Origin of the sequence: Pedobacter sp. ASV1-7 (genome assembly GCF_040203335.1) — a bacterium.
In the GTDB taxonomy this organism is placed as follows: domain Bacteria; phylum Bacteroidota; class Bacteroidia; order Sphingobacteriales; family Sphingobacteriaceae; genus Pedobacter.
Genome location: NZ_JBEHBV010000002.1, coordinates 375,507 through 400,140, shown reverse-complemented (window position 1 = coordinate 400,140; position 24,634 = coordinate 375,507). Strand labels below are relative to the sequence as shown.

General features: G+C 37.3%; 15 protein-coding genes and 1 pseudogene. 11 read left to right on the top strand and 5 right to left on the bottom strand.

What is annotated here, in order from left to right:
- Positions 1-21 precede the first annotated feature (21 nt).
- From ABDJ41_RS06725 to ABDJ41_RS06690, 8 genes and pseudogenes are all read left to right on the top strand, one after another.
- A complete protein-coding gene (locus ABDJ41_RS06725; RefSeq protein ID WP_349785093.1) occupies positions 22-2,070 on the top strand; it encodes an aceric acid hydrolase in 2,049 nt (682 codons plus the stop codon).
- Positions 2,071-2,169: 99 nt separating this feature from the next.
- A complete protein-coding gene (locus tag ABDJ41_RS06720; RefSeq protein WP_349785092.1) occupies positions 2,170-3,615 on the top strand; it encodes a sialate O-acetylesterase in 1,446 nt (481 codons plus the stop codon).
- Positions 3,616-3,632: 17 nt separating this feature from the next.
- Positions 3,633-5,939, top strand: a complete 2,307-nt coding sequence (locus tag ABDJ41_RS06715) for a DUF5703 domain-containing protein (protein ID WP_349785091.1) — start codon at positions 3,633-3,635, stop codon at positions 5,937-5,939.
- 96 nt (positions 5,940-6,035) lie between these two features.
- Positions 6,036-7,952: a glycoside hydrolase family 88/105 protein gene (locus ABDJ41_RS06710; protein WP_349785090.1), complete on the top strand. Its 1,917-nt coding sequence runs from the start codon at positions 6,036-6,038 to the stop codon at positions 7,950-7,952.
- Positions 7,953-7,964: 12 nt separating this feature from the next.
- Complete coding sequence (locus ABDJ41_RS06705; protein WP_349785089.1) at positions 7,965-8,753, top strand: SDR family oxidoreductase; 789 nt, start codon at positions 7,965-7,967, stop codon at positions 8,751-8,753.
- A gap of 37 nt (positions 8,754-8,790) precedes the next feature.
- Positions 8,791-9,804 carry a zinc-binding alcohol dehydrogenase family protein gene (locus ABDJ41_RS06700; RefSeq protein ID WP_349785088.1) on the top strand — a complete coding sequence of 338 codons (1,014 nt, stop codon included), beginning with the start codon at positions 8,791-8,793 and terminating at the stop codon, positions 9,802-9,804.
- Between the two features lie 76 nt (positions 9,805-9,880).
- Positions 9,881-10,309: pseudogene (locus ABDJ41_RS06695) on the top strand (transposase); the annotation flags it as partial.
- Positions 10,273-11,226: an IS3 family transposase gene (locus tag ABDJ41_RS06690; protein ID WP_349785378.1), complete on the top strand. Its 954-nt coding sequence runs from the start codon at positions 10,273-10,275 to the stop codon at positions 11,224-11,226. The pseudogene ABDJ41_RS06695 and the gene ABDJ41_RS06690, both read left to right, overlap by 37 nt.
- An 81-nt stretch (positions 11,227-11,307) precedes the next feature.
- Here ABDJ41_RS06690 and ABDJ41_RS06685 read toward each other — a convergent pair whose 3' ends face one another.
- The 5 genes from ABDJ41_RS06685 to ABDJ41_RS06665 form a co-directional block, all read right to left on the bottom strand.
- Positions 11,308-12,993 (bottom strand): sodium:solute symporter family transporter, encoded by a 1,686-nt coding sequence (locus ABDJ41_RS06685; RefSeq protein WP_349785087.1) that lies wholly within the window; start codon positions 12,991-12,993, stop codon positions 11,308-11,310.
- A 15-nt stretch (positions 12,994-13,008) separates the two neighbouring features.
- Positions 13,009-14,499, bottom strand: a complete 1,491-nt coding sequence (gene araA / locus ABDJ41_RS06680; protein WP_349785086.1) for an L-arabinose isomerase — start codon at positions 14,497-14,499, stop codon at positions 13,009-13,011.
- 15 nt (positions 14,500-14,514) lie between these two features.
- Complete coding sequence (locus ABDJ41_RS06675; RefSeq protein WP_349785085.1) at positions 14,515-15,213, bottom strand: L-ribulose-5-phosphate 4-epimerase; 699 nt, start codon at positions 15,211-15,213, stop codon at positions 14,515-14,517.
- Positions 15,214-15,241: 28 nt separating this feature from the next.
- Positions 15,242-16,942 carry a ribulokinase gene (locus tag ABDJ41_RS06670; RefSeq protein ID WP_349785083.1) on the bottom strand — a complete coding sequence of 567 codons (1,701 nt, stop codon included), beginning with the start codon at positions 16,940-16,942 and terminating at the stop codon, positions 15,242-15,244.
- Positions 16,943-17,029: 87 nt separating this feature from the next.
- Complete coding sequence (locus tag ABDJ41_RS06665; RefSeq protein WP_349785082.1) at positions 17,030-17,740, bottom strand: NUDIX hydrolase; 711 nt, start codon at positions 17,738-17,740, stop codon at positions 17,030-17,032.
- Positions 17,741-17,960: 220 nt separating this feature from the next.
- Here ABDJ41_RS06665 and ABDJ41_RS06660 point away from each other — a divergent pair, with 220 nt between their 5' ends.
- From ABDJ41_RS06660 to ABDJ41_RS06650, 3 genes are all read left to right on the top strand, one after another.
- Positions 17,961-19,136: an aldose epimerase family protein gene (locus ABDJ41_RS06660; protein WP_349785081.1), complete on the top strand. Its 1,176-nt coding sequence runs from the start codon at positions 17,961-17,963 to the stop codon at positions 19,134-19,136.
- A 134-nt stretch (positions 19,137-19,270) separates the two neighbouring features.
- Positions 19,271-23,347 carry a hybrid sensor histidine kinase/response regulator transcription factor gene (locus tag ABDJ41_RS06655; RefSeq protein ID WP_349785080.1) on the top strand — a complete coding sequence of 1,359 codons (4,077 nt, stop codon included), beginning with the start codon at positions 19,271-19,273 and terminating at the stop codon, positions 23,345-23,347.
- A gap of 75 nt (positions 23,348-23,422) precedes the next feature.
- Complete coding sequence (locus ABDJ41_RS06650; protein WP_349785079.1) at positions 23,423-24,628, top strand: alpha/beta hydrolase family protein; 1,206 nt, start codon at positions 23,423-23,425, stop codon at positions 24,626-24,628.
- The last annotated feature ends 6 nt before the right edge of the window (positions 24,629-24,634 follow it).

Below are 24,634 nucleotides of genomic sequence, written 5' to 3'. Positions count from 1 at the left end.
GAATACCAAAATATAAACCAGATGAAAAGGATAAAAGTACGGCTAAGTAAAGCTTTGTTGTATAGTACATACGCTGCATTGTTTTTTCTGTTTTCGGATAGTTCTGCACAAGATAAAAGTCTTGTAAATACTAAAGCCAGCATTCATGCAAAATTGCATAGTCCGAATATGAAAGACGTGAGCTGGACTACAGGTTTTTGGGCTGATCGGTTTAAGGTCGCTAAAGAAACAATGGTTCCTAATATGTGGGATATTTATAATGATGAAAACATTAGTCATGCTTTTAAGAATTTTGAAATAGCTGCGGGATTAGATACAGGATCACACAAAGGGCCATCCTTTCATGATGGTGATTACTATAAAACATTAGAAGCTATGGCCAGCATGTATGCTTCAACAAACGATAAGAAGTTATTGGCTAAAATGGATCAGTCTATAGCTGTGATAGCCAAATCGCAGCGAGAGGATGGATATATCTATACTAAGGCGATGATAGAGCAGCGAAAGACTGGCTCTGATAATCAGTTTCAAGATAGACTAAGTTTTGAGGCTTATAATATTGGTCATTTAATGACGGCTGCCTGTGTGCATTATAGGGCTACTGGAAAAAAGAATCTATTGGATGTAGCTAAAAAGGCTACGGAATATTTATACAATTTTTATAAGAAAGCATCTCCTACATTGGCTAGAAATGCCATTTGTCCCTCGCATTATATGGGAGTAGTAGAAATGTATCGTACTATTAAAGATCCCCGTTATCTGGAATTGGCAAAACATCTGATTGCTATTAAAGGTAAAATTGAGGACGGTACTGATGATAATCAGGACAGGATTCCATTTCTACAACAAACTAAAGCAATGGGGCATGCTGTAAGGGCTAATTATTTGTATGCTGGTGTGGCAGATTTGTATGCTGAAACTGGAAATGATTCTTTGATGCATACCCTTAATTTGATGTGGGATGATGTAAATCAGCATAAAATGTATGTTACAGGTGGTTGTGGTTCTTTATATGATGGTACTTCTCCTGATGGCACATCTTACAACCCTACTGAAGTTCAAAAGATACATCAGGCCTTTGGTAGAGATTTTCAGCTACCAAATTTCACTGCGCATAATGAAACTTGTGCCAATATTGGAAATGTATTATGGAACTGGCGTATGTTACAAATCAGTGGAGATGCAAAGTATGCAGACGTAATGGAGCTTGCACTATATAATAGTGTTTTATCTGGCATTAGTCTGGATGGTAAGAAGTTCTTATACACCAATCCTTTAAGTTATTCGGATGATCTTCCATTTAAACAACGTTGGTCTAAAGATCGCGTACCTTACATTGGTCTATCTAATTGTTGCCCTCCAAATGTTGTGCGTACCATTGCAGAAGTAAGTGATTATGCTTATAGTATTTCCGATAAAGGATTGTGGTTCAATTTATATGGTGGAAATACTATCAGGACTACTTTAAGTGAAGGGACTAATGTATCCTTAGTACAGGAAACCAATTATCCCTGGGATGGCAATATCAGAATCAATGTTAAATCAACCGCGAATAAGCCTTATTCTATGTTCTTACGTATTCCAGGCTGGGCATCACATGCAGCGGTGAAGGTAAATGGTAAAGCGGAGAATCTTGTGTTAACTCCTGGTACTTATGCGGAACTAAACCGTAAATGGAAAGCTGGAGATTGGATTGAACTTGTATTGCCAATGGAAGCTCAGTTGTTGGAATCAAATCCACTTGTAGAAGAAAATAGAAATCAGGTTGCGGTTAAACGTGGACCTGTTGTTTATTGTCTGGAATCTCCTGATCTGCCAGGTAAGCGTATTTTCAATGTTTTAATACCTTCAAACATCAGCTTAAGGGCAAATCCGATGCAAATCGCTGGAGCCAATATGATGAGTCTGGATGGAAATGCACAAGTAATTGAGAATAAAGACTGGAAGAACGTGTTATATAGACCAATTAATAGGTCTAATGCGATTACTCCAATCAGGCTTGTACCATATTTCGCTTGGGGTAACAGGGGGCATTCAGAAATGTCTGTTTGGTTACCTGTTAGTCGATAAGGTCGATAGTTTTAAGCAAATCTTTAGTTTGGTTAACTAATATTAGATAAAAACGGTAGAATTAGAAAAATATACAGATCAAAATAATAATTTAGTCTGATGAAACCATTTAACACACACATTTTTAAATCAGTAGCAACGGCGTTGTTACTCATTAGCAATTTAAATTTCTCTTCTGCAGAGGTTAAACCGGCCTCTATTTTTACTGACCATATGGTGCTTCAACAGCAAACTGATGTAGCAATCTGGGGCTGGGCAAATAACAATAGTCTGGTAACTTTAACTTCTTCATGGAATAAGAAGAAATATACAGTTAAAACCGATGAGACTGGGAAGTGGAAATTAAAAATTGCGACTCCTAAAGCAGGTGGCCCTTATGAGATAACCATCAGCGATGGTAAGAATATTACTTTAAAAGACATTTTGATTGGCGAAGTTTGGTTTTGTGGTGGCCAATCTAATATGGAAATGCCAATGAAAGGGTTTAGAAGTCAGCCGATATTAGGTTCTAATGAAACTATATTGAAATCTGCTAATTCTCAGATCAGATTGTATACTGTTCCCCGTTCTTCTGTTGCGGTAAGACAAGACAACAGTAAGCCGTCGGATTGGAAGGTTGCTAATCCTGAGTCTGTGGCTGATTTTAGTGCTTCAGCTTATTACTTTGGGAAGTTGCTAAGTGAAATGTTGGGAGTACCTATTGGGTTGATTAATGATAGTTTTGGAGGTTCAAGCGTACAAGCATGGATGTCTCCGGAATCGTTAAATTCGTTTCCAGAAGTTAAAATACCAGCAAAAACAGATGTGATTAAAGTAGCTAGTCGCACTCCAACAACTTTATATAATGGAATGTTGTTTCCTGTAATTGGTTATGGCATTAAGGGTGCTATTTGGTATCAAGGCGAGTCTAACAGAATAGAATCAGATAAATACGAAGATTTGTTTCCTGCTATGGTTAAGGATTGGCGTAACGTATGGGGCATGGGAGAATTTCCTTTTTATTATGTTCAAATTGCTCCTTTTGGATATTTGAAACCAGAACAAATCGCAACTGCCGGTAAAACGAACTCAGCCTATATCAGGGATGCACAAAGGAAGTCATTACTTAAAATTCCAAATTCCGGTATGGCAGTATTGATGGATGTAGGAGAAAGTTATAATATTCATCCAGCAAATAAAGAAAAAGTAGGACATCGTCTGGCTTATCTGGCCTTAAATAAGACTTACGGTATGAAAGGTTTTGGTTATGCAAGTCCTGATTATGAGTCTATGAGCATTAGTGATGGCACTGTAGCCATTAAATTTAGCAATGCACCAAATGGATTAACAGCTTTTGGGAAAACATTGGAACTATTTGAAGTTGCAGGTGCTGATAAGGTATTTCATCCTGCAAATGCGGTGATAAAAGGTACTGAGGTTATTGTTTCAGCAGCGGCTGTTCCAGTTCCAGTGGCTGTACGTTACGCTTTTAAGGATTTTGTAATAGGTGATTTATTTGGAACTGATGGTTTACCTGTGTCATCCTTTAGAACGGATGATTGGTAATAATTAAATTAAAAATTTTGAAAAAGAAGTTTATAGGTCTATGTATTATGTTACTCTCGGGCTGTTTATTTACTGCTATTGGGCAGGATAAGCAGTTTGATAACAATGTAGTATGGGCAAGTCAGAGTGAGAATTCCGCAGGGTCTATGCCTTGTGGTGGTGGTGATATAGGCCTTAACGTATGGGTGGAAAATGGTGATGTGATGTTTTACATTTCCAGGAGTGGGACATTTGATGAAAATAATACCTTGTTAAAGCTTGGAAGGGTTAGGTTAAAGTTAAGTCCTAACCCTTTTGATGAAAATAGTTCTTTTAAACAAGAGCTTGTATTAAAAGAAGGCTATGTAAAAATTACAGGTGTAAAATCTGGGTTAAATACAGAAGTTAAAGTTTGGGTTGATGTATTTAAACCATTGGTACACTTGGAAGTAAAAAGTAATCAAAAAACTGTTGCAGAAGCAGGATTTGAAAGCTGGAGATATGATGATAGAATAACTAAAGGTAAAGAGAACAATCAAAATTCTTATAAATGGGCACCACAGGGTGAAGTTAAAACCTTTAAAGATAGTATTACTTTTAAAAACAATAACCTGCTATTTTTTCATCAGAATAAAGCATATACTATTTTTGATGTTGCTGTAAATCAGCAAGGTTTGAAGTCACGTAAGGCCGAATTGTATAACCCATTGCGCAATTTGATTTTTGGAGGTTTAATGCAAGGGGAAGGATTGACTCCAGCTGGAACCTATACTGGTATTTATGCTGGTACACCATTTAAAGGCTGGAAGTTTAAAACTTCAAAAGCTGAAAAAGCAATGAAGCTTTCAATTACTTTACATACAGCACAAACAGAGACAATTGCAGAATGGCTACATGGTTTAAATCAAACTGCATCTTTTGCGTTCAACAGTAAGGCCGCGTTTGAAAGTACTAAGAATTGGTGGAAAAACTATTGGAATCGTAGTTTTATTGACATCAAAAATAGTTCTGAACCTTTAGCTGCAGAAATTAGTCGTAATTATCAGTTGTTTCGTTATATGTTAGGAGCCAATGCTTATGGAGTTTATCCAACTAAATTTAACGGAGGGTTATTTACTTATGATCCTGTATATGTGGATTCGACTTTAAAGTTTACACCTGATTTTAGAAATTGGGGAGGAGGTACCCATACTGCTCAAAATCAGAGATTGGTATACTGGCCGATGTTAAGAAGTGGTGATGCCGATATGATGCGTCCGCAATTTGAATTTTATACCCGTTTATTACGCAATGCGGAAATTAGAAGCGAGTTTTACTGGGGACATAAGGGGGCTAGTTTTACAGAGCAGCTAGAGAATTTTGCGCTGCCTAATCCTGCTGAATACAATTGGAAAAGACCTGCAGACTACGATAAGGGTATGGAGTATAATGCCTGGCTTGAATATGAATGGGATACTGTTCTGGAGTTTTGCCAGATGATGTTGGAAACACAAAGTTATGCTGGAAAAGATGTCGAAGTATATCTTCCGTTTATAGAAAGCTGTTTAAGCTTTTTTGATGAACACTATACCTATCTTGCGAAAAAGAGAGGAAGTAAGGTATTAGATGCAAATGGACATCTGGTTTTATATCCAGGTTCAGCAACTGAAACTTATAAAATGACTTATAATGCCACTTCTACTATTGCTGCACTAAAAACAGTATTGAACAGTCTGTTAGAACTTAAAGGGATAACTGATGTCCAAAGAATTAGCTGGACATCTATGTTAAAGCGTATTCCTCCAATTACTTTTCAAGAATTTAATGGACATACTACTATCGCTCCCGCAAAACTATGGGAAAGGATAAATAATACTGAAAGCCCACAATTATACCCAGTGTATCCATGGGGGATTTATGGATTGGGTAGGCCAGGATTAGATACTGCTATTAATACATTTAAATATGATACCGATGTATTGAAATTTAGAAGTCATATTGGATGGAAGCAGGATAATATTTTTGCAGCCAGATTGGGCTTAACAAAAGAGGCAGCAGAACTGACTTTGTTGAAATTAAAAAATTCAGGTAGAAGGTTCCCGGCTTTTTGGGGACCTGGTTTTGATTGGGTACCAGATCATAATTGGGGAGGTTCTGGAATGATAGGGCTTCAGGAAATGCTCTTGCAAAGTCATGCTGGGAAACTTTATTTATTTCCTGCCTGGCCAAAGGATTGGGATGTACATTTTAAATTGCATGCTCCCCAGCAAACAATCGTTGAGGGAATATTAAAGAATGGTAAGGTGGAAAGCTTAAAGGTAAGCCCTGAATCAAGAAGAAAAGACATAGTTAACCTATTGAAATAGATTTACGGCAACGATTGCGTATTTATTTTGTCCGTTTTACTAAAATCACTGTTTAAAACTGTGTAGACTTGTATAAACCAATATAAGACAACAAGTATGATGAAAACGAAATCCCTTATATTAAGCTTATTTGCGCTCACAACTGTATTTCAGTCTAATGCCCAGATCACTGCATCAAAGGCTAAGCCTTTATCAGATCAAATGGCGGCAACTGTTATGGAGGTATGGAAGGAAAGATCAAAAAAATGGTCTTATGATGATGGTGTGGTACAAGATGGAATGAACGAGATATGGAGAAGAACTGGTAATGCCGAGTACTTTAAATATGTTCAAAAGCAAATGGACCAGTTTATTTCAGCAGATGGTGTTATTGATGCTTACCGTATGGACCATTATAATATTGATAATGTAAAGAATGGTACAGTTTTACTTACTTTATATAAAGTAACTGGACAGCAAAAATACTTTAAAGCAGCGACTACGCTTTGGGATCAATTAAAAGAACATCCTAGGACAAAAGAAGGCGGTTTCTGGCATAAAAAGATCTATCCTTATCAGATGTGGCTGGATGGCTTGTATATGGGGCAGCCATTTTATGCTGAATATGCTGCTTTGATTAACAATAAGGAAGCTTATAATGATATAGCCAATCAATTCATCTACATGGAAAAACATGCCAGAGATACGAAAACTGGTTTGCTTTACCATGGTTGGGATGAATCGAAAGAACAAAAATGGGCTGATCCTAAAACGGGATTATCACCACATATATGGGCAAGAGCTATGGGTTGGTATGCCATGGCCCTGGTTGATGCATTGGATTATTTTCCTAAAGATCATCCGAAGAGGAAAGAGTTGATTAATATTTTAAACCGCCTGGCAGTAGCAATAAAAAGTGTTCAAAATAATAAAACAGGGGTATGGTATGATATTTTAGATCGTCCTAATGATAAAGGGAATTATTTTGAATCTTCAGCATCAGCTATGTTTGTTTATTCTATTGCTAAAGGTGTAAGATTGCAATATTTACCAGCTTCATTTTTTGCTGTAGCCGATAAAGGTTACAAAGGGATGCAGCAGGAATTTGTAGAACAGCGCTCAGAAAACATGATTAACCTTAAAGGTACAGTTTCAGTGTCGGGATTAGGTGGTAAACCTTATCGCGATGGTAGCTTTGCATATTACATGAGTGAAAAAGTGATTACCAATGATCCAAAAGGGGTTGGTGCATTTTTAAAGGCTATTAATGAAATGGAAATGGCAGCAATGCCTAAACCTGGTTTGGGTAAAACAGTATTGTTGGATTCTTATTTCAATAATGAAAAGAAAAAAGACCAAAGTGGTAATGAAATCTCATGGCATTATAAATGGGATGAAATGTCTAATCCAGGTTTTTCAATGTGGGGAGAGCAGTTTAACAATGCTGGCTTTAAGACTTCGACACTTTTTACTGCACCTACAGCTGCAAATTTAAAAAGTGCTTCTGTTTATATTATTGTGGATCCAGATACAGAAAAGGAAACGCCTAAACCTAATTATGTTGGTGCCAACGATATTAAAGAAATAACCAGTTGGGTAAAAGCAGGTGGGGTATTGCTGCTGATGGGAAATGACATAGGAAATTCTGAGTTTGACCATTTTAATCAGCTGGCTAAAAACTTCGGTATCCAATTTAATAAGGATAGTAAAGGACGTGTGATAAAAAACGAGTTTGAGATGGGGAAGGCATTAGTTCCCGCTGGAAATGAAATTTTTAAAACTGCGAAACAATTATACATAAAAGAGTATAGTACTTTGAAATTAGCAGCACCTGCAAAATCCGTACTTAAGGATAAAGATGGCGATGATATGATGGCTGTTGCTAAATTGGGTAAAGGCACCGTATTTGCAATTGGAGATCCGTGGTTATACGATGAGTATGTAAATGGAAGAAAACTGCCTGCTGAGTATAATAATTTTAATGCGGGACAAGACCTGATTTATTGGATTAGCAAGCAATTGAGTAAGAAATAAATAAATAGTGAGATGGATTTACAGTTAAAAGATAAGGTTATTATTGTTACGGGAGGAGCTAAAGGAATAGGGAAGGCAGTAGCCATTTTACTTGCTGCTGAGGAGGCAATTGCAGTAGTTGTTGGCCGAAAGGAAAGCGATAACATTAAAGTGGTGGACGAGATTTTAGCTGCGGGAGGCCGTGCTGCCCAGGTAGCCGCTGAACTGAGCGATCCGGATGCCTGTGAAAATACTATTAAGGCTATTGTTGCTCAATTTGGACGGATTGACGGTTTAGTAAACAATGCGGGTGTAAATGATGGTGTTGGATTAGAGCATGGGAATTATAAAGATTTCATGGCGTCATTGCATAAAAATGTTGTTCATTACTATTTGATGGCTCATTTTGCCTTACCTGAACTTATAAAAAGTAAAGGGACAATTGTAAATATAACTTCTAAAACAGCTGAAACAGGGCAGGGAAATACTTCAGCTTATGCTGCTGCTAATGGAGGGAGAAATGCATTGACCAGAGAATGGGCTGTAGAACTATTAAAACATGGCATCAGGGTAAATGCGGTAGTTGTTGCTGAATGCTGGACTCCAGCTTATGAGGCCTGGATTGAAACATTGCCTGATGCTGAACGGAAATTGAAAGAAATCACTTCGAAAATTCCATTTGAAAACAGAATGAGTACACCGGAGGAAATAGCGGATATGGCAGTTTTTTTGATGTCTGCACGATCTAGTCATACTACAGGGCAAATTATTCATGTAGATGGAGGATATGTTCATTTAGATCGGTCCTTGGCCAATGCATAATAGTATCAGTTCTAATTAAGTATAAAGAATAACATTAATGAAGACATTAGTTTGCACTACGCCGGGAACATTCGAGTATATCACACGGGAGAGACCTTTACTAACTCCTGGTAATGCAATTATAAAGATCAAAAGAATAGGTATTTGTGGTACTGATTTACACGCTTTTGAAGGAACTCAACCTTTTTTTAGTTATCCAAGAATATTAGGACATGAACTTTCCGGCGAACTGCTTGAATTCGAAGGTGCTGACGGTTTTGAAAAAGGGGAGTCAGTTACATTTATTCCATATTTTAATTGTGGTAAATGCATTGCTTGTCGTAGTGCGAAACCCAATTGCTGTACAGATATTAAGGTCTGCGGTGTTCACGTAGACGGTGGTATGGCAGAATACCTTTCAGTTCCATCGCATACACTGATTCATGGTGAGGGTTTAAGTTTTGAAGAACTGGCTTTAGTTGAGCCACTGGCTATTGGTGCACATGGCGTTCGTCGTGCAGCAATCCAAAAGGATGAGTTTGTATTGGTGATCGGTGCAGGGCCTATAGGCTTAGGGGCAATGGAGTTTGCAAGAATTGCTGGGGCAAAAGTAATTGCTCTTGATATCAATGACGCACGTTTAGCTTTTTGTAAGGATAAAATAAAAGTACCATATGTAGTAAATGCAATGGCTCCGGATGTGTTACAGCAATTAAAAGATATTACGGGTGGTGATATGCCTACTGTTGTAATTGATGCAACTGGTAACTTAAAAGCGATCAATAATGCATTCCAATATTTGGCACATGGCGCCAGATTTGTGTTGATTGGATTGCAAAAGGAAAATATATCCTTTAATCACCCCGAATTTCACAAACGCGAAGCAACATTAATAAGCAGTAGAAATGCAACCAGACAAGACTTTGAACATGTGATTGCTTCGATGAAAGCCGGACTGGTGGAACCTACAACCTACATTACACATAAAGTTCCGTTTAGCGGTGTAAAAGATGAATTTCAAAGTTGGCTCGATCCTAAAAATGGGGTAATCAAGGCAATGGTTGAACTGTAAAAGAAAAAGGGTTGTAATCGACTTAACGTGAAGTGAACCCCAAAAGTTAGACAAAAACTTTTGGGGTTCACTATTTATGACAAAACACACATTTGAAGAGAAACTAGATATAGTTTCTCAAGTAAGAAAGGGAAAGCCGATTCTGCGCATATCCCTCGAACGCCATATCCGCGAACACATGATATTGGAATGGGTTCGGAAATATGATCTTTATGGTGAAAGTGGGCTGCACAAACAACCTAATGTCCGGCCCACGGCTGATTTCAAAGAAAAAGTTGTAAGGCTTGTCATAGAAAAAGGAGTACCTTTAACACAGGTTGTTCTGGAATACAAGGTAAGCAAGACTGCCTTAGAGCGCTGGGTAAGATCAGTACGAGTTGAGGGATATGCTGTATTATATCAACAAAAGAACCGTGGACGACCACCTAAAGATATGGGAAGATCAAAGAAGCATGAACCTGAAACAGAATTAGAGAAGCTCCAGGCAGAGAATGCCCGTTTGCGAGCCGAGAACGCACTACTAAAAAAAGTCACGGCCTTAGTCAAGGAAAGAGAAGCCCGCGAACGCAGGAGTGGGCAAAAGCCATCGAAGAACTAAGGCCCGAACACGATGTTGCAATTCTTCTGAATTGCAAGCAGATGGCTCGTTCTGTATTTTATTATCATCGCAAGCGCTTGAATGTTGATGATAAATACAAACATGAAAAAGAAGATATTGTCCGCATTTATCACTTGCATAAAGGAAGGTATGGTTATCGACGGGTAACGGCCGAAATGAAGAACTTGGGTTATAGTATAAATCATAAGACTGTTCAAAGATTAATGGGAACATTGGACCTAAAATGTAATATCAGGAAAGTCCGCTATCGCTCATACAAAGGTGAAGTTGGTAAAATTGCCCCCAACCTACTTGAAAGGAATTTCAAGGCAAGTTTGCCTAATCAGAAATGGGCTACGGATGTCACTCAGGTAAACATCAAAGGAGAGAAAATCTACCTCTCTCCAATACTTGACCTGTTCAATGGAGAAGTTATCTCTTATAGTATCTCCAACAGTCCAAACATGCAGATGATAGAGGAAATGTTATACAAGGCTTTTGATAAAGTAAAAGATACAAAAGGGCTTATTTTTCATTCTGACCAGGGCTGGCAGTATCAGCATTATGGCTATAGAAAGGCTTTAGAGAAACAAGGAATTATAAAGAGCATGTCTAGAAAAGGAAACTGCTTAGATAATGCCCTGGCCGAAAATTTCTTTGGGATTATGAAGACAGAGTTGCTATACAGACAGAGCTTTGAAACTGCGGAAGAATTTATCGCTTCGTTAAAAGAATACATTCATTACTATAACAATAAAAGAATAAAAAACAGGTTAAATGGAAAGAGCCCGGTGGAATACCGAGCTCTCGTACAAAAAACTTAATTTTGTTAATCTGTCCAACTTTTTGGGGTCACATCAACGATATACAACCCTTTTTTATTGTTCGTATAATCTATTAAGCAATTACCAGAACTTCACATAAAGAGCAGCGATGATCAATATGGTGACTACGATCAATGCCATAGTAGAAGGGGCTACTTTAAACATCTCCTTATCTAACTCAAATGCCTTAGCATTAACTTTAGGGCCTGCCATACTGATACCAATCATAATAAGCATGGTAAATGCGAATGATAGTCCCATGCAAATGTGAAATGGAATCTCATAGCCGCCTGAACCGTTAGGATAGGCCGTGTAAAGAAAAGTTTCATTCCCAAGCATACCTGGTGCCATTTCATTGAAAAAAACTGATAAGAGAAAACCTGCAAGCACACCTGCAACTGCTGCACTCCCTGTAGTTCTTTTCCAGAACATTCCTAGAATGAACATGGCAAAAACACCCGGACTAATAAAGCCCGTATATTTTTGGATGAATGTAAAGCCTCCTGCACTTCCAATACCCAGAAGATCATCCCAGGTAAATAGAACAGCCAGGATCATACCTACAAATACAGCCGCTCTTCCTACAAAAACCAGATTTTTTTCACCAGAACTTTTCGCAAAGTATTTCGAGTAAATGTCTAAGGTAAATATAGTAGAGATGCTGTTGACCTTACCTGCTAATGAGGCTACAATAGCTGCTGTCAGTGCTGCTACGGATAAACCTTTAAGTCCAGTAGGCAAGAAGGTAAGAACTGCTGAGTAAGCACCGTCTTTACCACCAATAAGTTGTGGCAAATGTCCACCTTCATATAAAACATATGCTGCAATACCTGGTAGCATTACAATTAAAGGCATCAGGAGCTTTAAAAATCCTGCGAATAAAATGCCTGTTCTTGCTGTATGAAGATCAGCACCCAAAGCACGTTGTGTGATGTATTGGTTACAACCCCAATAGTTTAGATTGATAATCCATATACCTGCAGCGTAAGACATTAGTCCAGGAAAAGTAAGGTATTTGTTGATCTCGTTTTGACTTGACTCAGCTGTTGGTTCTGGTATAATCATTTTAAAATGCTCTGGAGCTTGCTCCATCAGTACATTAAAACCAGCAAGAGCATTAGCACCCACACCAAATTTTTGTCCTACAACTGTTAAAGCAATATAGGTAGTTACTAACCCACCAAAAATCAAAACACCTACCTGGATTACATCTGTATATGCCACAACTTTCATTCCACCGAGTGAAATAACAAGGGCGAAAACAGCTAATCCAATCATGATTAAATGTAAGTATTCGCCTCCCATTAATCCGTTAATAGCTACTGCACCTAAATAAAGTATAGACGTGAGGTTTACGAAAACATATAAAAACAGCCAGAAAACAGCCATAATTAAAGCGACTGACTCATTATATCTGGTTTTTAAAAACTGTGGCATGGTGTAAATCTTATTTTTAAGATACACAGGGATAAACCACACTGCAACAATAATCAATGCAATTGCTGCAATCCATTCGTAAGCTGCGACTGCAATGCCAAGAAAAAAGCCCTCGCCACTCATACCGATAAACTGCTCGGCTGAAATATTCGATGCAATGAGAGAAGCACCAATTGCCCACCAGGTTAGCGTACCTTCGGCTAGAAAAAAGGCTTTAGCATCATGTTCATTTTTTTTACGCTGGCGGTAAATATAATATCCATATCCAGATACGATTAAGAAATAGATGATGAAAACTACATAATCTGTAGCGGTTAAATTATTGTTCATTGCAGCTCTGTTGGATTATCTATAAAAAACTTCATTCCATTGCAATTCATTTCTGAATTGATTGATTTTTGTATCGGCACCAATGCTAACATATTCGATCCCTGCAATATTGGCAAAGTCCAGCAAGTGCGATGTAGTCAGATTCTGACTGTATGCTGTATGATGAGCACCTCCTGCATAAATCCATGCGGCACATCCGGTTTTCATATCAGGAAGTGGTTTCCATAATACCTGAGCCACAGGAAGGTTAGGTAATTGATGTTTAGGTTCAACGGCTTCAACTTCATTGACCAATAAACGGAAACGGTTACCCATGTCAATAATTGAGGCATTTAGTGCATTACCACCAGCCACATTAAAAATTAGTCTGGCTGGATCTGCCTTACCACCGATTCCTAGTGGGTGAACTTCCAGGCGTGCTTTGCCATTAGCTAATGAAGCATCAACTTCAAGCATGTGAGAGCCTAACACCATTGAGTTTGATGGATCGAAATGATAGGTATAGTCTTCCATGAATGCATTTGCACCAGGTAGTCCGGCACCCATTACTTTACAGGCTCTAACCAATGCTGCAGTTTTCCAGTCGCCTTCACCAGCAAAGCCATAACCAGCAGCCATCAGGCGTTGAGCAGCGATACCAGGTAGTTGAACCATGCCATGCAAATCCTCGAAAGTGTCACTGAAACCCTTAAAGCCACCATCTTCCAGGAATTTCTTTAAGCCCAATTCTATTTTAGCCGCTTCATAAACAGAAGTATGTCTCGCACCTCCACGAATCAGATCGTCGCTCATGATATAGGTAGCCTCATATTCTGTAAGTAAATCCTGAATAGCAGCTTCTGGAATGCTGTTAATTACAGCAACAAGGTCGCCGATTCCGTATGTATTTACCTCGAAACCAAATTTAAGTTCTGCTTCAACTTTATCACCATCAGTAACTGCTACATAGCGCATATTGTCACCAAAGCGAGCAAACTTGGCCCCCTGCCAATCATGCCATCCGGCTGCAGCACGCGTCCAGGTATCAATCTCGCCAATAACCTCTTCATCCTGCCAGTGACCAACAACAACCTTACGGTCTTTACGCATTCTGGTTACCATAAAACCAAATTCACGATCACCGTGAGCACTCTGGTTAAGGTTCATGAAATCCATGTCAATCGTATCCCATGGGATGTCCCTGTTGAATTGTGTATGTAAATGCAACAAAGGTTTCTGAAGAATATTTAAGCCTCTGATCCACATCTTGGCAGGGGAGAATGTATGCATCCAGGTAATTACCCCTATGCAACTGTCGCTTGAGTTTGCCTGCTGAAGCGTTTGAAAGATCTCGTCTGCAGTTTTTACAATTGGTTTGTATACCACCCGCACCTGGATAGGCTGAGCTGCATTTAATGATGCTGCTACCTGCTGTGCATGTGATGCTACTTGTTTTAATGTTTCCTCACCGTAAAGGTGTTGGGTACCGGTGATGAACCATACCTCTAAGTCTTTTAAGTTGATCATTATATATCTGTTTTGTTATTGTCCGTAATAAGAATCTGCACCATGTTTACGTTCATAATGCTTTTTAATTAACGCATCCTTTAATTTAGGTACGTCTTTGCGTATTTGTTCAGTCAGCAATGCCATGCGGCCTACTTCTTCAAGCACAGCACTATTGTATACTGCTCTTTCAACAGTTTTACCCCAGGTAAAAGGTGCATGATTACCAACCAGAATCATTTCTACTTCTTTGTAGCTGAGTCCAGCCTCATTAAAATGGTTCATTATCTGAAATCCAGTTTCATACTCGTAATTACCTTTAATCATGTCATCGTGCATAGGAGGGGCACAAGGAATATCAACAGTAAGATGATCTGCGTGTGTGGTGCCATAAATTGGAATGGGTCTTTGTGATTGTGCCCAGGCTGTTCCATAAGTAGAATGTGTATGCACAATACCGCCAATTTCTTCCCAGTACTTATATAAAACAGCATGAGTTTTGGTGTCGGATGAAGGGCGTAAGGTACCCTCAATAGTATTGCCATCAAAATCAACAATAACCATCTTTTCCGGACTTAACTCTTCATAAGCAACGCCACTCGGCTTAATAGCGAATACTCCTTTTGTTCGGTCAGCCGCGCTTGCATTACCAAAAGTGAACAGTACCAGTCCCAGCTTTGGGAGCTGCATATTAGCTTCGTAAGCTTTTTCTTTTATATCCTGATAATTACTCATTTGTATTTTTTTATTGATTTAATTCAAACTATACATTTTCTGTAATATGATGTTCCTTTGTACTTTCCTCTATAAAAGCACCGAGTGCTTTATATTTTAAAAAACGATCTTCATAGTAGGAAACATTTTCTGCCTGAGGGAAGTACTCCTGGTCAAAGCCGCTACCCATTTCTTTCATAGCGGTCTCAACATCAGGGTAAATACCAGCTGCAACTGCTGCAAACATGGCTGCTCCTAAGGCGCAAGTATGTTCAAACTGGTGTATTCTGATTGGCATATTCAATACATCGGCCATGGTTTGCATTACGTAAGGAGATTTTTTAGCCACACCGCCAATCCCGATAATTCCTTTAACTGGAATTCCTTCTTCAATGAATCGATCTACTATGTTTTTAGCGCCAAAGCAAGATGCTTCCACTAAGGCTCTAAAGATGCGAGGTGCATCACTACCTAGATCCAGGTTGCTGATTAAGCCTTTTAATTCCTGGTTTGCATCGGGAGTCCTTCTGCCATTTAGCCAGTCTAAAGCCAACTCATCATCATCAGTTTTAACTAAAGCAGCAGCCTGTTTACTCAATTGAGGTATGATCTGATCTAGTAACTCTTGCTCTAAAGCAGCTAATGTATTTGCATCTAATAACGTAGAGTTGCGAAGCAGGTTTTTTACTGCCCATGATAATACTTCTTTAAACCATGCATATATATCACCAAATGCAGACTGACCAGCCTCAAGGCCTAGCATACCAGGAATAACTGAACCGTTGACTTGTCCGCAAATACCCTTTATTAATAAACCATCAATATCTGCCTGTGGCACTGCAAGGATGTCACAGGTTGATGTTCCCATTACTTTACTTAAATAATAAGGTTCAATCTGACCGCCAACGGCACCCATATGTGCATCAAAAGCACCAACACCAATTATAACATCAGTATTTAACCCTAAACGTGATGCCCATTCCTTGCTAATTTTTCCAGCAGATTCATCAGACGTATATGTGTCTTTGAATAAATGGTCGGTATATCCATCCAGCAGAGGATCTAAGCTTTTAAAGAAGTCATTTGGTGGCAAGCCATTAAATTCTTCAGCCCAAAGCGCTTTATGCCCGGCTGCACAACGACTTCTTTTCATTTTGGAAATATCTGAACCCCCAGTAAGCAGGAAAGGGATCCAGTCGCAATGTTCAACCCAGGAATAACAGGCTTGTCTGACTTCTGAATCTGCACGTAAAATATGTAGTAGTTTGGCCCAAAACCATTCTGAAGAATAAATTCCGCCACAATATTTGAGGTAATTGGTATCCTGCAATGCGGCGTGCTGGTTAATTTGCATGGCTTCTTTTACCGAAGTATGGTCTTTCCAAAGTACAAACATTGCATTCGGATTGGCTTCAAATTCTGGTAAAAGTGCTAATGGTAGACCTTGTTGATTAACCGCGACAGGAGTAGAGCCGGTAGTGTCTACAGAAATCGCTTTAATATTAGTTGCAACAAATGCACCACCTGCTTTCTGAATGCAGTCTTTTATACTTTGTTCCAGGCCCTCTATATAGTCAAGAGGATGTTGTCTGAATTGGTTTTTTGCTGGATTACAATATAAACCTTTTTGCCAGCGGGGATAATAAAAAACAGATGAAGCAAGTTCTGCTCCGTTGTTTGTATTAATAATTACCGATCGTACAGAATCTGATCCATAGTCAACCCCTATAACGTATTGATCTTTGCTCATATTTAGTTAAATAAACGTCTAATTAACGTTTATTTTTTTTAATAAAAGAATTTATTTAAAGATTCCTTAATATGAGCTAAGATGTTCTTACCCAGTTATTAGTTTGTCCGGGTTTGGAATGATATTTAGGAATGCCTGAAAGTTTGCCTGGTATTTTTTCTTATCAAGTTTAAAATAAAAGGCTCCCTTTTTTGAACCTGATTTATCCTTCTCATCTAGTTTTATGAGTAGTTTGGTTGCGGTTAGTTTCCTGATAAAGTTACGGTTGTCTATTTGCGTATTATATACATCTTCATATAGATTCTGCAATTGTGGTACCGTAAATTTTTTAGGTAAAAGTTCAAAAAGAATAGGGTGGAGTGCAGCCTTATATCTTATTTTTTTCTTTGCTTCTTCGACCATTTCTTCATGATCAAATATAAGTGCTGGAGTATCTTTTAATAAAAACCATTCTGCATGGTATTGATCACTTATCTGTGTTTCATATTTATGAATATCAATTAAAGCAAAATAAGTTACAGATACCGTTCTTTCAATAGGATCTCTCAGAGGACTACCATAAGCATGAATTTGCTCAAGATAAACATCTTTTAACCCGGTTAGTTGTGTAAGTACGCGATTAGCGGCTCCATCCAGACTCTCCTTAGGATTTACAAAACCACCCATTAAACTCCATTTATCTTTCTCAGGTTCAAAACCTCTTTTTATTAATAGTATTTTAAGGTGTTCTCCATCAAATCCGAATACTATACAATCTACAGCTATTAAGAAACGGGTTTGATCATTATATTTTTTCATGTGTGTTTGATTTGGTTGTTGTTAGTGATGAAGCTATCGTATGCTATGCAGAAAATTACTTATATTGTTTTTCAGTTTTGCTGCGGTGAGGATTTTATTACTTTTAAAGTTATTACATTTCAAATGTAAATATATTACAATACTCAACATTAATTGTTATTGTGACGTTTAATATCTTTTAATACATTAGCATACAGATCAAATATAAAAAAAACACTATATGAACAACAATTTCAAATCTTACTGTTTATTTTTCATTGCTGCCTGGACATTTAGTAGCTGTGGAAATGAAACCAATAATAGTTCGTCGGGTAATGATAGTACGACTGTTTCAGTAGTTAACCTTCCTGATTCTACAGCTTTTAAAGCCAATATAGAAGGTAATTTAGTAGATCTGTACATTTTAAAAAATAAAAATGGTGCACAGGTAGCTATAACCAATTATGGTGGTAGGGTAGTGTCATTATTGGTGCCCGATAAAAATAATCAATTTAAAGATGTTGTTTTGGGATATGATCATCTGAAATCATATCAGAAAAAAGGTGAAGCTTTTTTCGGGGCATTGATTGGCCGTTATGGAAACCGGATTGCCAAAGGGAAGTTTGTATTGGATGGAAGGACTTATGATCTTGAACTAAACGATGGTGTAAATACACTCCATGGAGGTTTTAATGGCTTTTGGGGCAAGGTATGGGATGCTAAAAAAATAAATGATCATACATTGGAGCTAGCTTATCTATCTAAAGATGGTGAAGCTGGTTACCCAGGTAATTTAACAGTTAAGGTAACTTATGAATGGTCTGATAATAATGAACTTAAAATTAGTTATCATGCAACTACCGATAAAAATACTGTAGTAAATCTAACCAATCATGCTTATTTTAATTTAAATGGAGCAGGGGATGCTACAATAACTGACCATCTGCTACAAATTGATGCTGATGGATATACACCAGTTGATTCTACCTTGATCCCAACGGGAAAAATTGAAAAAGTTGTCGGCACACCATTTGATTTTAATACTGCAACTTTAATTGGCAAAAGGATTAATACTGATGATCAGCAATTGAAATACGGTAAAGGCTATGATCATAATTATGTATTGAAAAAAGCTGCTGGTTTGCAAAAAGTAGCAACAGTAAGCAGTACCAAAACAGGTATTGTAATGGATGTGTTAACAGAAGAACCAGGACTACAGTTTTATAGTGGTAACTTTTTAACAGGTGAAGATAAAGATGGCAAAGGTCAGATCAGCTATCCTCATCGTTCGGCGTTTTGCCTGGAAACTCAACATTTTCCTGATTCACCAAACCAACCTGCTTTTCCAACAACTGTGCTAAAACCGGGGCAAGAATATAAAACTGTTACAATTTATAGGTTTAGTGTTCAGAAATAGTAGGTAATTTATTTTACTATTATAATGCGTTTGCCAGTAAATATCCGTTAATAGAGCGGTATTTACTGGCAACTGCTTTTATATGAATATGAAACTAAAAGCATATTTTTACCGTAAACCAAATATAACTATAGATGTCTCCACATTTCCGTTGTAAAGTACTATTGTTTTTCATACTTGTCTATGGATATGGTACTGCAATTGCTCAAAAGGAGAAAGTAAGTTTTAAGCATTTAACTGTAGAGGATGGACTTTCTCAAAGCAGTGTATTGTCTATAGCTCAGGATAGTATGGGATTCATGTGGTTTGGAACAAAAGATGGCTTAAATAAATATAATACCAGGAATTTCGAGATTTATAAGCGTGAAAGAGGGAAGCGGTCATCATTGACCAGTGCGCAGAATATTAATGCCTTATTGACCGACAGTAAAGGGAATTTATGGGTAGGAACGCAGAAGGGCCTGAATAAATACCTTCCTGAAAGTAATTCTTTCAAACGTTTTGTCACCAATCCCAATAAAAAAAATACGATTAGCCACAATATTATCAGAAGTCTTTTTGAGGATAAATCAGGTCAGATCTGGGTAGGAACTGATAGCGGCTTAAATAAGTTAAATAAAGATGATACATTCATCCGGTTTCAGAAAGGTGATTTAAATACTCCTGGTTTAGCCCATCAGCTTGTAAAATCAATTTATCAGGATTATAAAGGGGTAATGTGGATTGCTACTATGAATGGACTGACAAGCATGGAGTTCATCAATGGAAAATATGCTTTTCAATCTTACTATCATAAGAAAGATGATCCTAATAGTTTGATTGATAATGATTTGAGTGTAGTGTATGAAGACTCAAAACATAATCTCTGGATAGGTACACATAATAATGGCTTAGAATTGTTTGACCGGGAAAAGGGGAGTTTCAGGCATTTTATGTCTAAGAAGGATGATCCGAATAGTATCAGCAGTAATGTAGTCAGAAAGATTAAAATGGCTGCTGATGGTAAATTATGGATTTCAACCCTTCATGGTATAAACATACTAGATCTGGAGAGTTTTAAATTCTCTGTCCTGAATCATAATCCCGAAGATCCGGGGAGCCTGAATCATAATTCCATATATGACATATTGGAGGATGCAACAGGTTCAATGTGGGTGGGAACTTATTTTGGTGGTGTTAACTTTTATCATGCTAATGCAACACCATTTAAGAAATATACAACTAGCTTAGGTAAGAATACAATCAGTAGTAACGTCGTTAGCTCGATCGTGGAAGATAAGTCTCATAATTTATGGATTGGAACAGAAGCCGAAGGACTCAACTATTATGATAGAACTTCGGGAAGGTTTAAAAGCTATAAGCATGATGCTGAAAATCCAAATTCATTAAGTTCAAATCTGGTTAAAACCATATCAATAGCACGTAATGGTGAAGTCTGGATTGGCACCTATGAGGGTGGGTTAGATGTTTATCAACCGAAAACAAATAATTTCCGACGTTATGTATCTGATTATTCCGACCCTAAAGCTTTAAATTCTAACCGGATTATATGCTTGTTACATGATAGTCAGAACAGATTATGGATAGGGACAAGAGCTCAGGGGATTTTTATATATAATGAAAAAGAAGATAATTTTGATCCTTATATCAATCCTGCCAGGCAGCACGATTTAAAATTTCTTAGATACTTTTATGAAGATGTCAGGAAAAATATATGGATTGCCACTAATTCAGGAACTTATATCCTTAATCCTGCTTCCAACAAAATACGAACATTTACAGTTAATGATAAAAGCTGCAAATTTGATGATATCAACATCATAAAGGAAGATTCTAAGGGAATAATCTGGCTTGGAAGCTATGATTGTGGCCTGGTTCGTTATGATCCGATAAAAAATACAGTCAGGTTTTATACCATGAAGGACGGTCTGCCAAGCAATGTAATTCTTGGTGTTTTAGAGGATAAAGAAAGGAATTTATGGATCAGTACTGATAATGGTCTGGCTAAGTTTGATCGCAAAGTTTTTAAAAACTATACGATTGAGGATGGTTTACCAGGGAATGTGTTTAATTATAATTCTTTTTATAAGGATTCTAAAGGTGAATTCTTTTTTGGTGGATATAGCGGTCTGTTGAGTTTCTTTCCTGAACAGATTAAAGAGAACAAGAAAATCCCGAAGGTTATTTTTACCAGATTAAGACTTTTTAATAAAACTGTAGCCATTGGAGATGAGAGTAATTTGTTAAAGAAAAACATTAGCTTAACAGATGAAATCACATTTTCGCATGCACAGAATATTTTTAGCATTGAGTTTGCAGTGCTTAATTATATAAAGGCAGAGAAAAACCAGTATGCATATAAGCTGGAAGGACTGGATAAGGAATGGAATTATGTCAGTTCACCTATAGCCACCTTTTACAACTTACCACCAGGTACCTATAAATTGCTGATCAAAGGCTCAAATAATGATGGATTATGGGCATCTCAGCCTAAACAGATGACCATACATATTACTCCGCCCTTTTGGAAAACATGGTGGGCTTATCTATTCTATGTACTGGCAATTTCTGGTATACTCTTTTTGGTATTCAGGTTTTTATGGATCAGAGCTTTGTTAAGAAAAGAGCACGAAGTTTATCAAATGAAAATGGATTTCTTTACGAATGTTTCTCATGAGATCAGGACACCTTTAACACTTATTGTTGGCCCACTTGAGCGTCTAATTAATGATACTAAAGAATATCCCGGGATTAATCGTAGGTTGTTGACAGTTAGAAAGAATACGGGGCGACTAACCAGATTAGTAACTGAACTTATGGATTTCAGAAAGCAGGAGGCAGGTAAAATGACCTTGAATGTTGCACCAGAAAATATTGTTTCATTTGCAAAAGAGATCTATTTATCTTTTCAGTATCTGGCGATAAAACATCATATTGATTATCAATTTAAGAGCAGTGAAGAGCATATAGAGGTTTACTTTGATTCCGGACAATTAGAAAAAGTGTTTTATAATTTGTTGTCAAATGCATTCAAGTTCACACATGATTATGGAACCATTACACTGATTGTTAAAAGATCTGGTAAGGAATATGTTGAGATTACTGTCTGTGATAATGGAAAGGGAATTCCAGAAGATAGCAGAGATAAATTGTTTACTAATTTTTATCAGGTTAAAGATCCGCTTTCCAGAAATAGCGGAACAGGAATTGGCCTGGCTTTATCTAAAAGAATTGCAATATTGCATCATGGTGATCTCTTGCTAATGTCTGATAAACCATTAAATGAAGAACATGTAGAAACCTGTTTCAAATTAAAGTTAAGAACTGGAAATTCTCATTTTAAAAAAGAAGAATTTGTTGAACAGTTTGTAGATGTAGAGAGTCCATTATTGTACCAATTGCCACAAGAACAACCTGAATTGCCTGACCCAGATGAGATTGACGAAAAGGTTGATGATAAGATTACCATCCTTATTGTTGAAGATAATCAGGAAATACGTGATTTTATCAGGCAGTCTATAAGACAGAATTATCAGGTTATAGAGGCTGTGAATGGAGAGGAGGGAACTGAAATTGCCTTTGAAAAAATTCCGGATATTATCGTGAGTGACGTAATGATGCCTGTTAGAGATGGACTTGAAATGTGTCGCATTCTTAAAACAGATTTACGGACCAGTCATATTCCTATTATTTTACTAACTGCGCGATCGGGGAATATACATGAAGTTAGTGGGCTTAAAACAGGTGCTGAGGCTTATATCACCAAGCCTTTTAGTATTGATGTTTTACTATTGAACATCAATAACCTGCTAAATCTGCAAAATAGTATGCGAAGGAAGTTTAGTCAGCAGATCACATTACAACCTTCAAATGTATTGATAGAATCAACTGATGAAGAGTTTCTGAATAAGATTATGGCTATCATTGAACAGAATTTTGTTACCGATGATTTTAATGTTAATATACTGGCATCGGAAGTTGGAATGAGTACGCCAGTTTTATACAAGAAGATTAAAGCATTAACAGGACTTACGGTTAATAATTTTATCAAATCAGTACGCTTAAAAAGAGCTGCGCAGCTTTTACAACAAAAGGTTCACACGGTTTATGAAGTGGCATACATGGTGGGTTTTAGTGATAGCAAATATTTTAGTAAAGAGTTTGCAAAACAGTTTGGCACATCGCCAAGTGAATATACTGAAGAAGGGTGATTCTGTTAAAATTCTTGAGTATAATGCCAATATTTAACAATATGTGCGCTTTAAAATCTACTATATTTGATATCCATGTTAACCAAATATTATCTGACAGTGACCATAATCTTTGTTTTTGGGATAATACCAAATGGGTATACCCAAATAAAGGGAACTATATGGGATTCTGAAAATATTTATAAAGTGCCTAAATACAAGGTAATATCGAAAGACTCTGCTATAGGTATTATTTATAATGGATTAAATTATAAGGGGCATGCTAAAAATGTTTTTGCATATTATTCAAGTCCTGGAATCTTAAGTGGAAATAAATCAGAGGATAAAAACTTACCTGCAGTAGTTTTGGTACATGGTGGTGGAGGCACTGCTTTCAAACAATGGGTATTGCTTTGGGCTAAAAAAGGTTATTTTGCGATTGCTATGGATTTAAGAGGGAATGACGCAACAAAAAAACATATAGAAGCGGGCTTTGATGAACCCAATAACTTAACACCATATTTTACAATCACTGAGCATTTAGATGAACAATGGATGTATCAGGCAATAGGTGATGTGATACTTGCCCATAATTTAATTAGAAGCTTTAAAGGGGTAGATAGTAGTAAAACTGCATTGACTGGAATAAGCTGGGGAGGAATTATTAGCAGTACATTGGCTGGGATAGATAATCGATTCAAGGCTGTAGTTCCGGTATATGGCTGTGGTTATTTATTTCAAAACAGTGCGATGAAAAAAGAGTTGGATAAAATGGATGGAATTAGCAGGGCGTCATGGATAAAACAATATGATCCTTCTAATTATCTCTCAAAGGCTAAAATGCCAATGTTGTTTATCAATGGTACAAATGATGGAAATTTCTTTTTGGATAGTTATGCTAAGTCATATGATTTAGTCAGGAATAAAAAGCTTTCTATTAAGATCGGTTTGAAACATAATCATGCTTATGGTTGGGGAAATAATGAAATTTATAACTTCATTAACAGCCACCTGAATAATACAGATCCTTTGCCATCAATTGATAACGTGCAAACAAAAAAAAGCCAGGTTATTGCAAGAGTAAAATCACATTTGCCAATAACTAATGCCTATTTAAATTATACAACAGATACTTTGGCTTCCTTGAAAGACAGGCAATGGAAACAGAAAGAAATTACCATCAAAAACAATAAGAGAATCAATACGACAGTACCTGCTGTGGCTACTATATGGTACTTGTCGGTAGTAGATAAAAGAGGATTACAAGTTTCTGCTGACCTCCGGTGGTCTGTGGTTCATTAAATATTT

Coding starts and splice junctions, on each gene's coding strand:
- ABDJ41_RS06700 (WP_349785088.1), top strand. CDS start 8,791: ATGAAGACATTAGTTTGCACTACGCCGGGAACATTCGAGTATATCACA.
- ABDJ41_RS06710 (WP_349785090.1), top strand. CDS start 6,036: ATGATGAAAACGAAATCCCTTATATTAAGCTTATTTGCGCTCACAACT.
- ABDJ41_RS06675 (WP_349785085.1), bottom strand. CDS start 15,213: ATGAGTAATTATCAGGATATAAAAGAAAAAGCTTACGAAGCTAATATG.
- ABDJ41_RS06705 (WP_349785089.1), top strand. CDS start 7,965: ATGGATTTACAGTTAAAAGATAAGGTTATTATTGTTACGGGAGGAGCT.
- ABDJ41_RS06660 (WP_349785081.1), top strand. CDS start 17,961: ATGAACAACAATTTCAAATCTTACTGTTTATTTTTCATTGCTGCCTGG.
- ABDJ41_RS06665 (WP_349785082.1), bottom strand. CDS start 17,740: ATGAAAAAATATAATGATCAAACCCGTTTCTTAATAGCTGTAGATTGT.
- araA (WP_349785086.1), bottom strand. CDS start 14,499: ATGATCAACTTAAAAGACTTAGAGGTATGGTTCATCACCGGTACCCAA.
- ABDJ41_RS06685 (WP_349785087.1), bottom strand. CDS start 12,993: ATGAACAATAATTTAACCGCTACAGATTATGTAGTTTTCATCATCTAT.
- ABDJ41_RS06720 (WP_349785092.1), top strand. CDS start 2,170: ATGAAACCATTTAACACACACATTTTTAAATCAGTAGCAACGGCGTTG.
- ABDJ41_RS06655 (WP_349785080.1), top strand. CDS start 19,271: ATGTCTCCACATTTCCGTTGTAAAGTACTATTGTTTTTCATACTTGTC.
- ABDJ41_RS06725 (WP_349785093.1), top strand. CDS start 22: ATGAAAAGGATAAAAGTACGGCTAAGTAAAGCTTTGTTGTATAGTACA.
- ABDJ41_RS06650 (WP_349785079.1), top strand. CDS start 23,423: ATGTTAACCAAATATTATCTGACAGTGACCATAATCTTTGTTTTTGGG.
- ABDJ41_RS06670 (WP_349785083.1), bottom strand. CDS start 16,942: ATGAGCAAAGATCAATACGTTATAGGGGTTGACTATGGATCAGATTCT.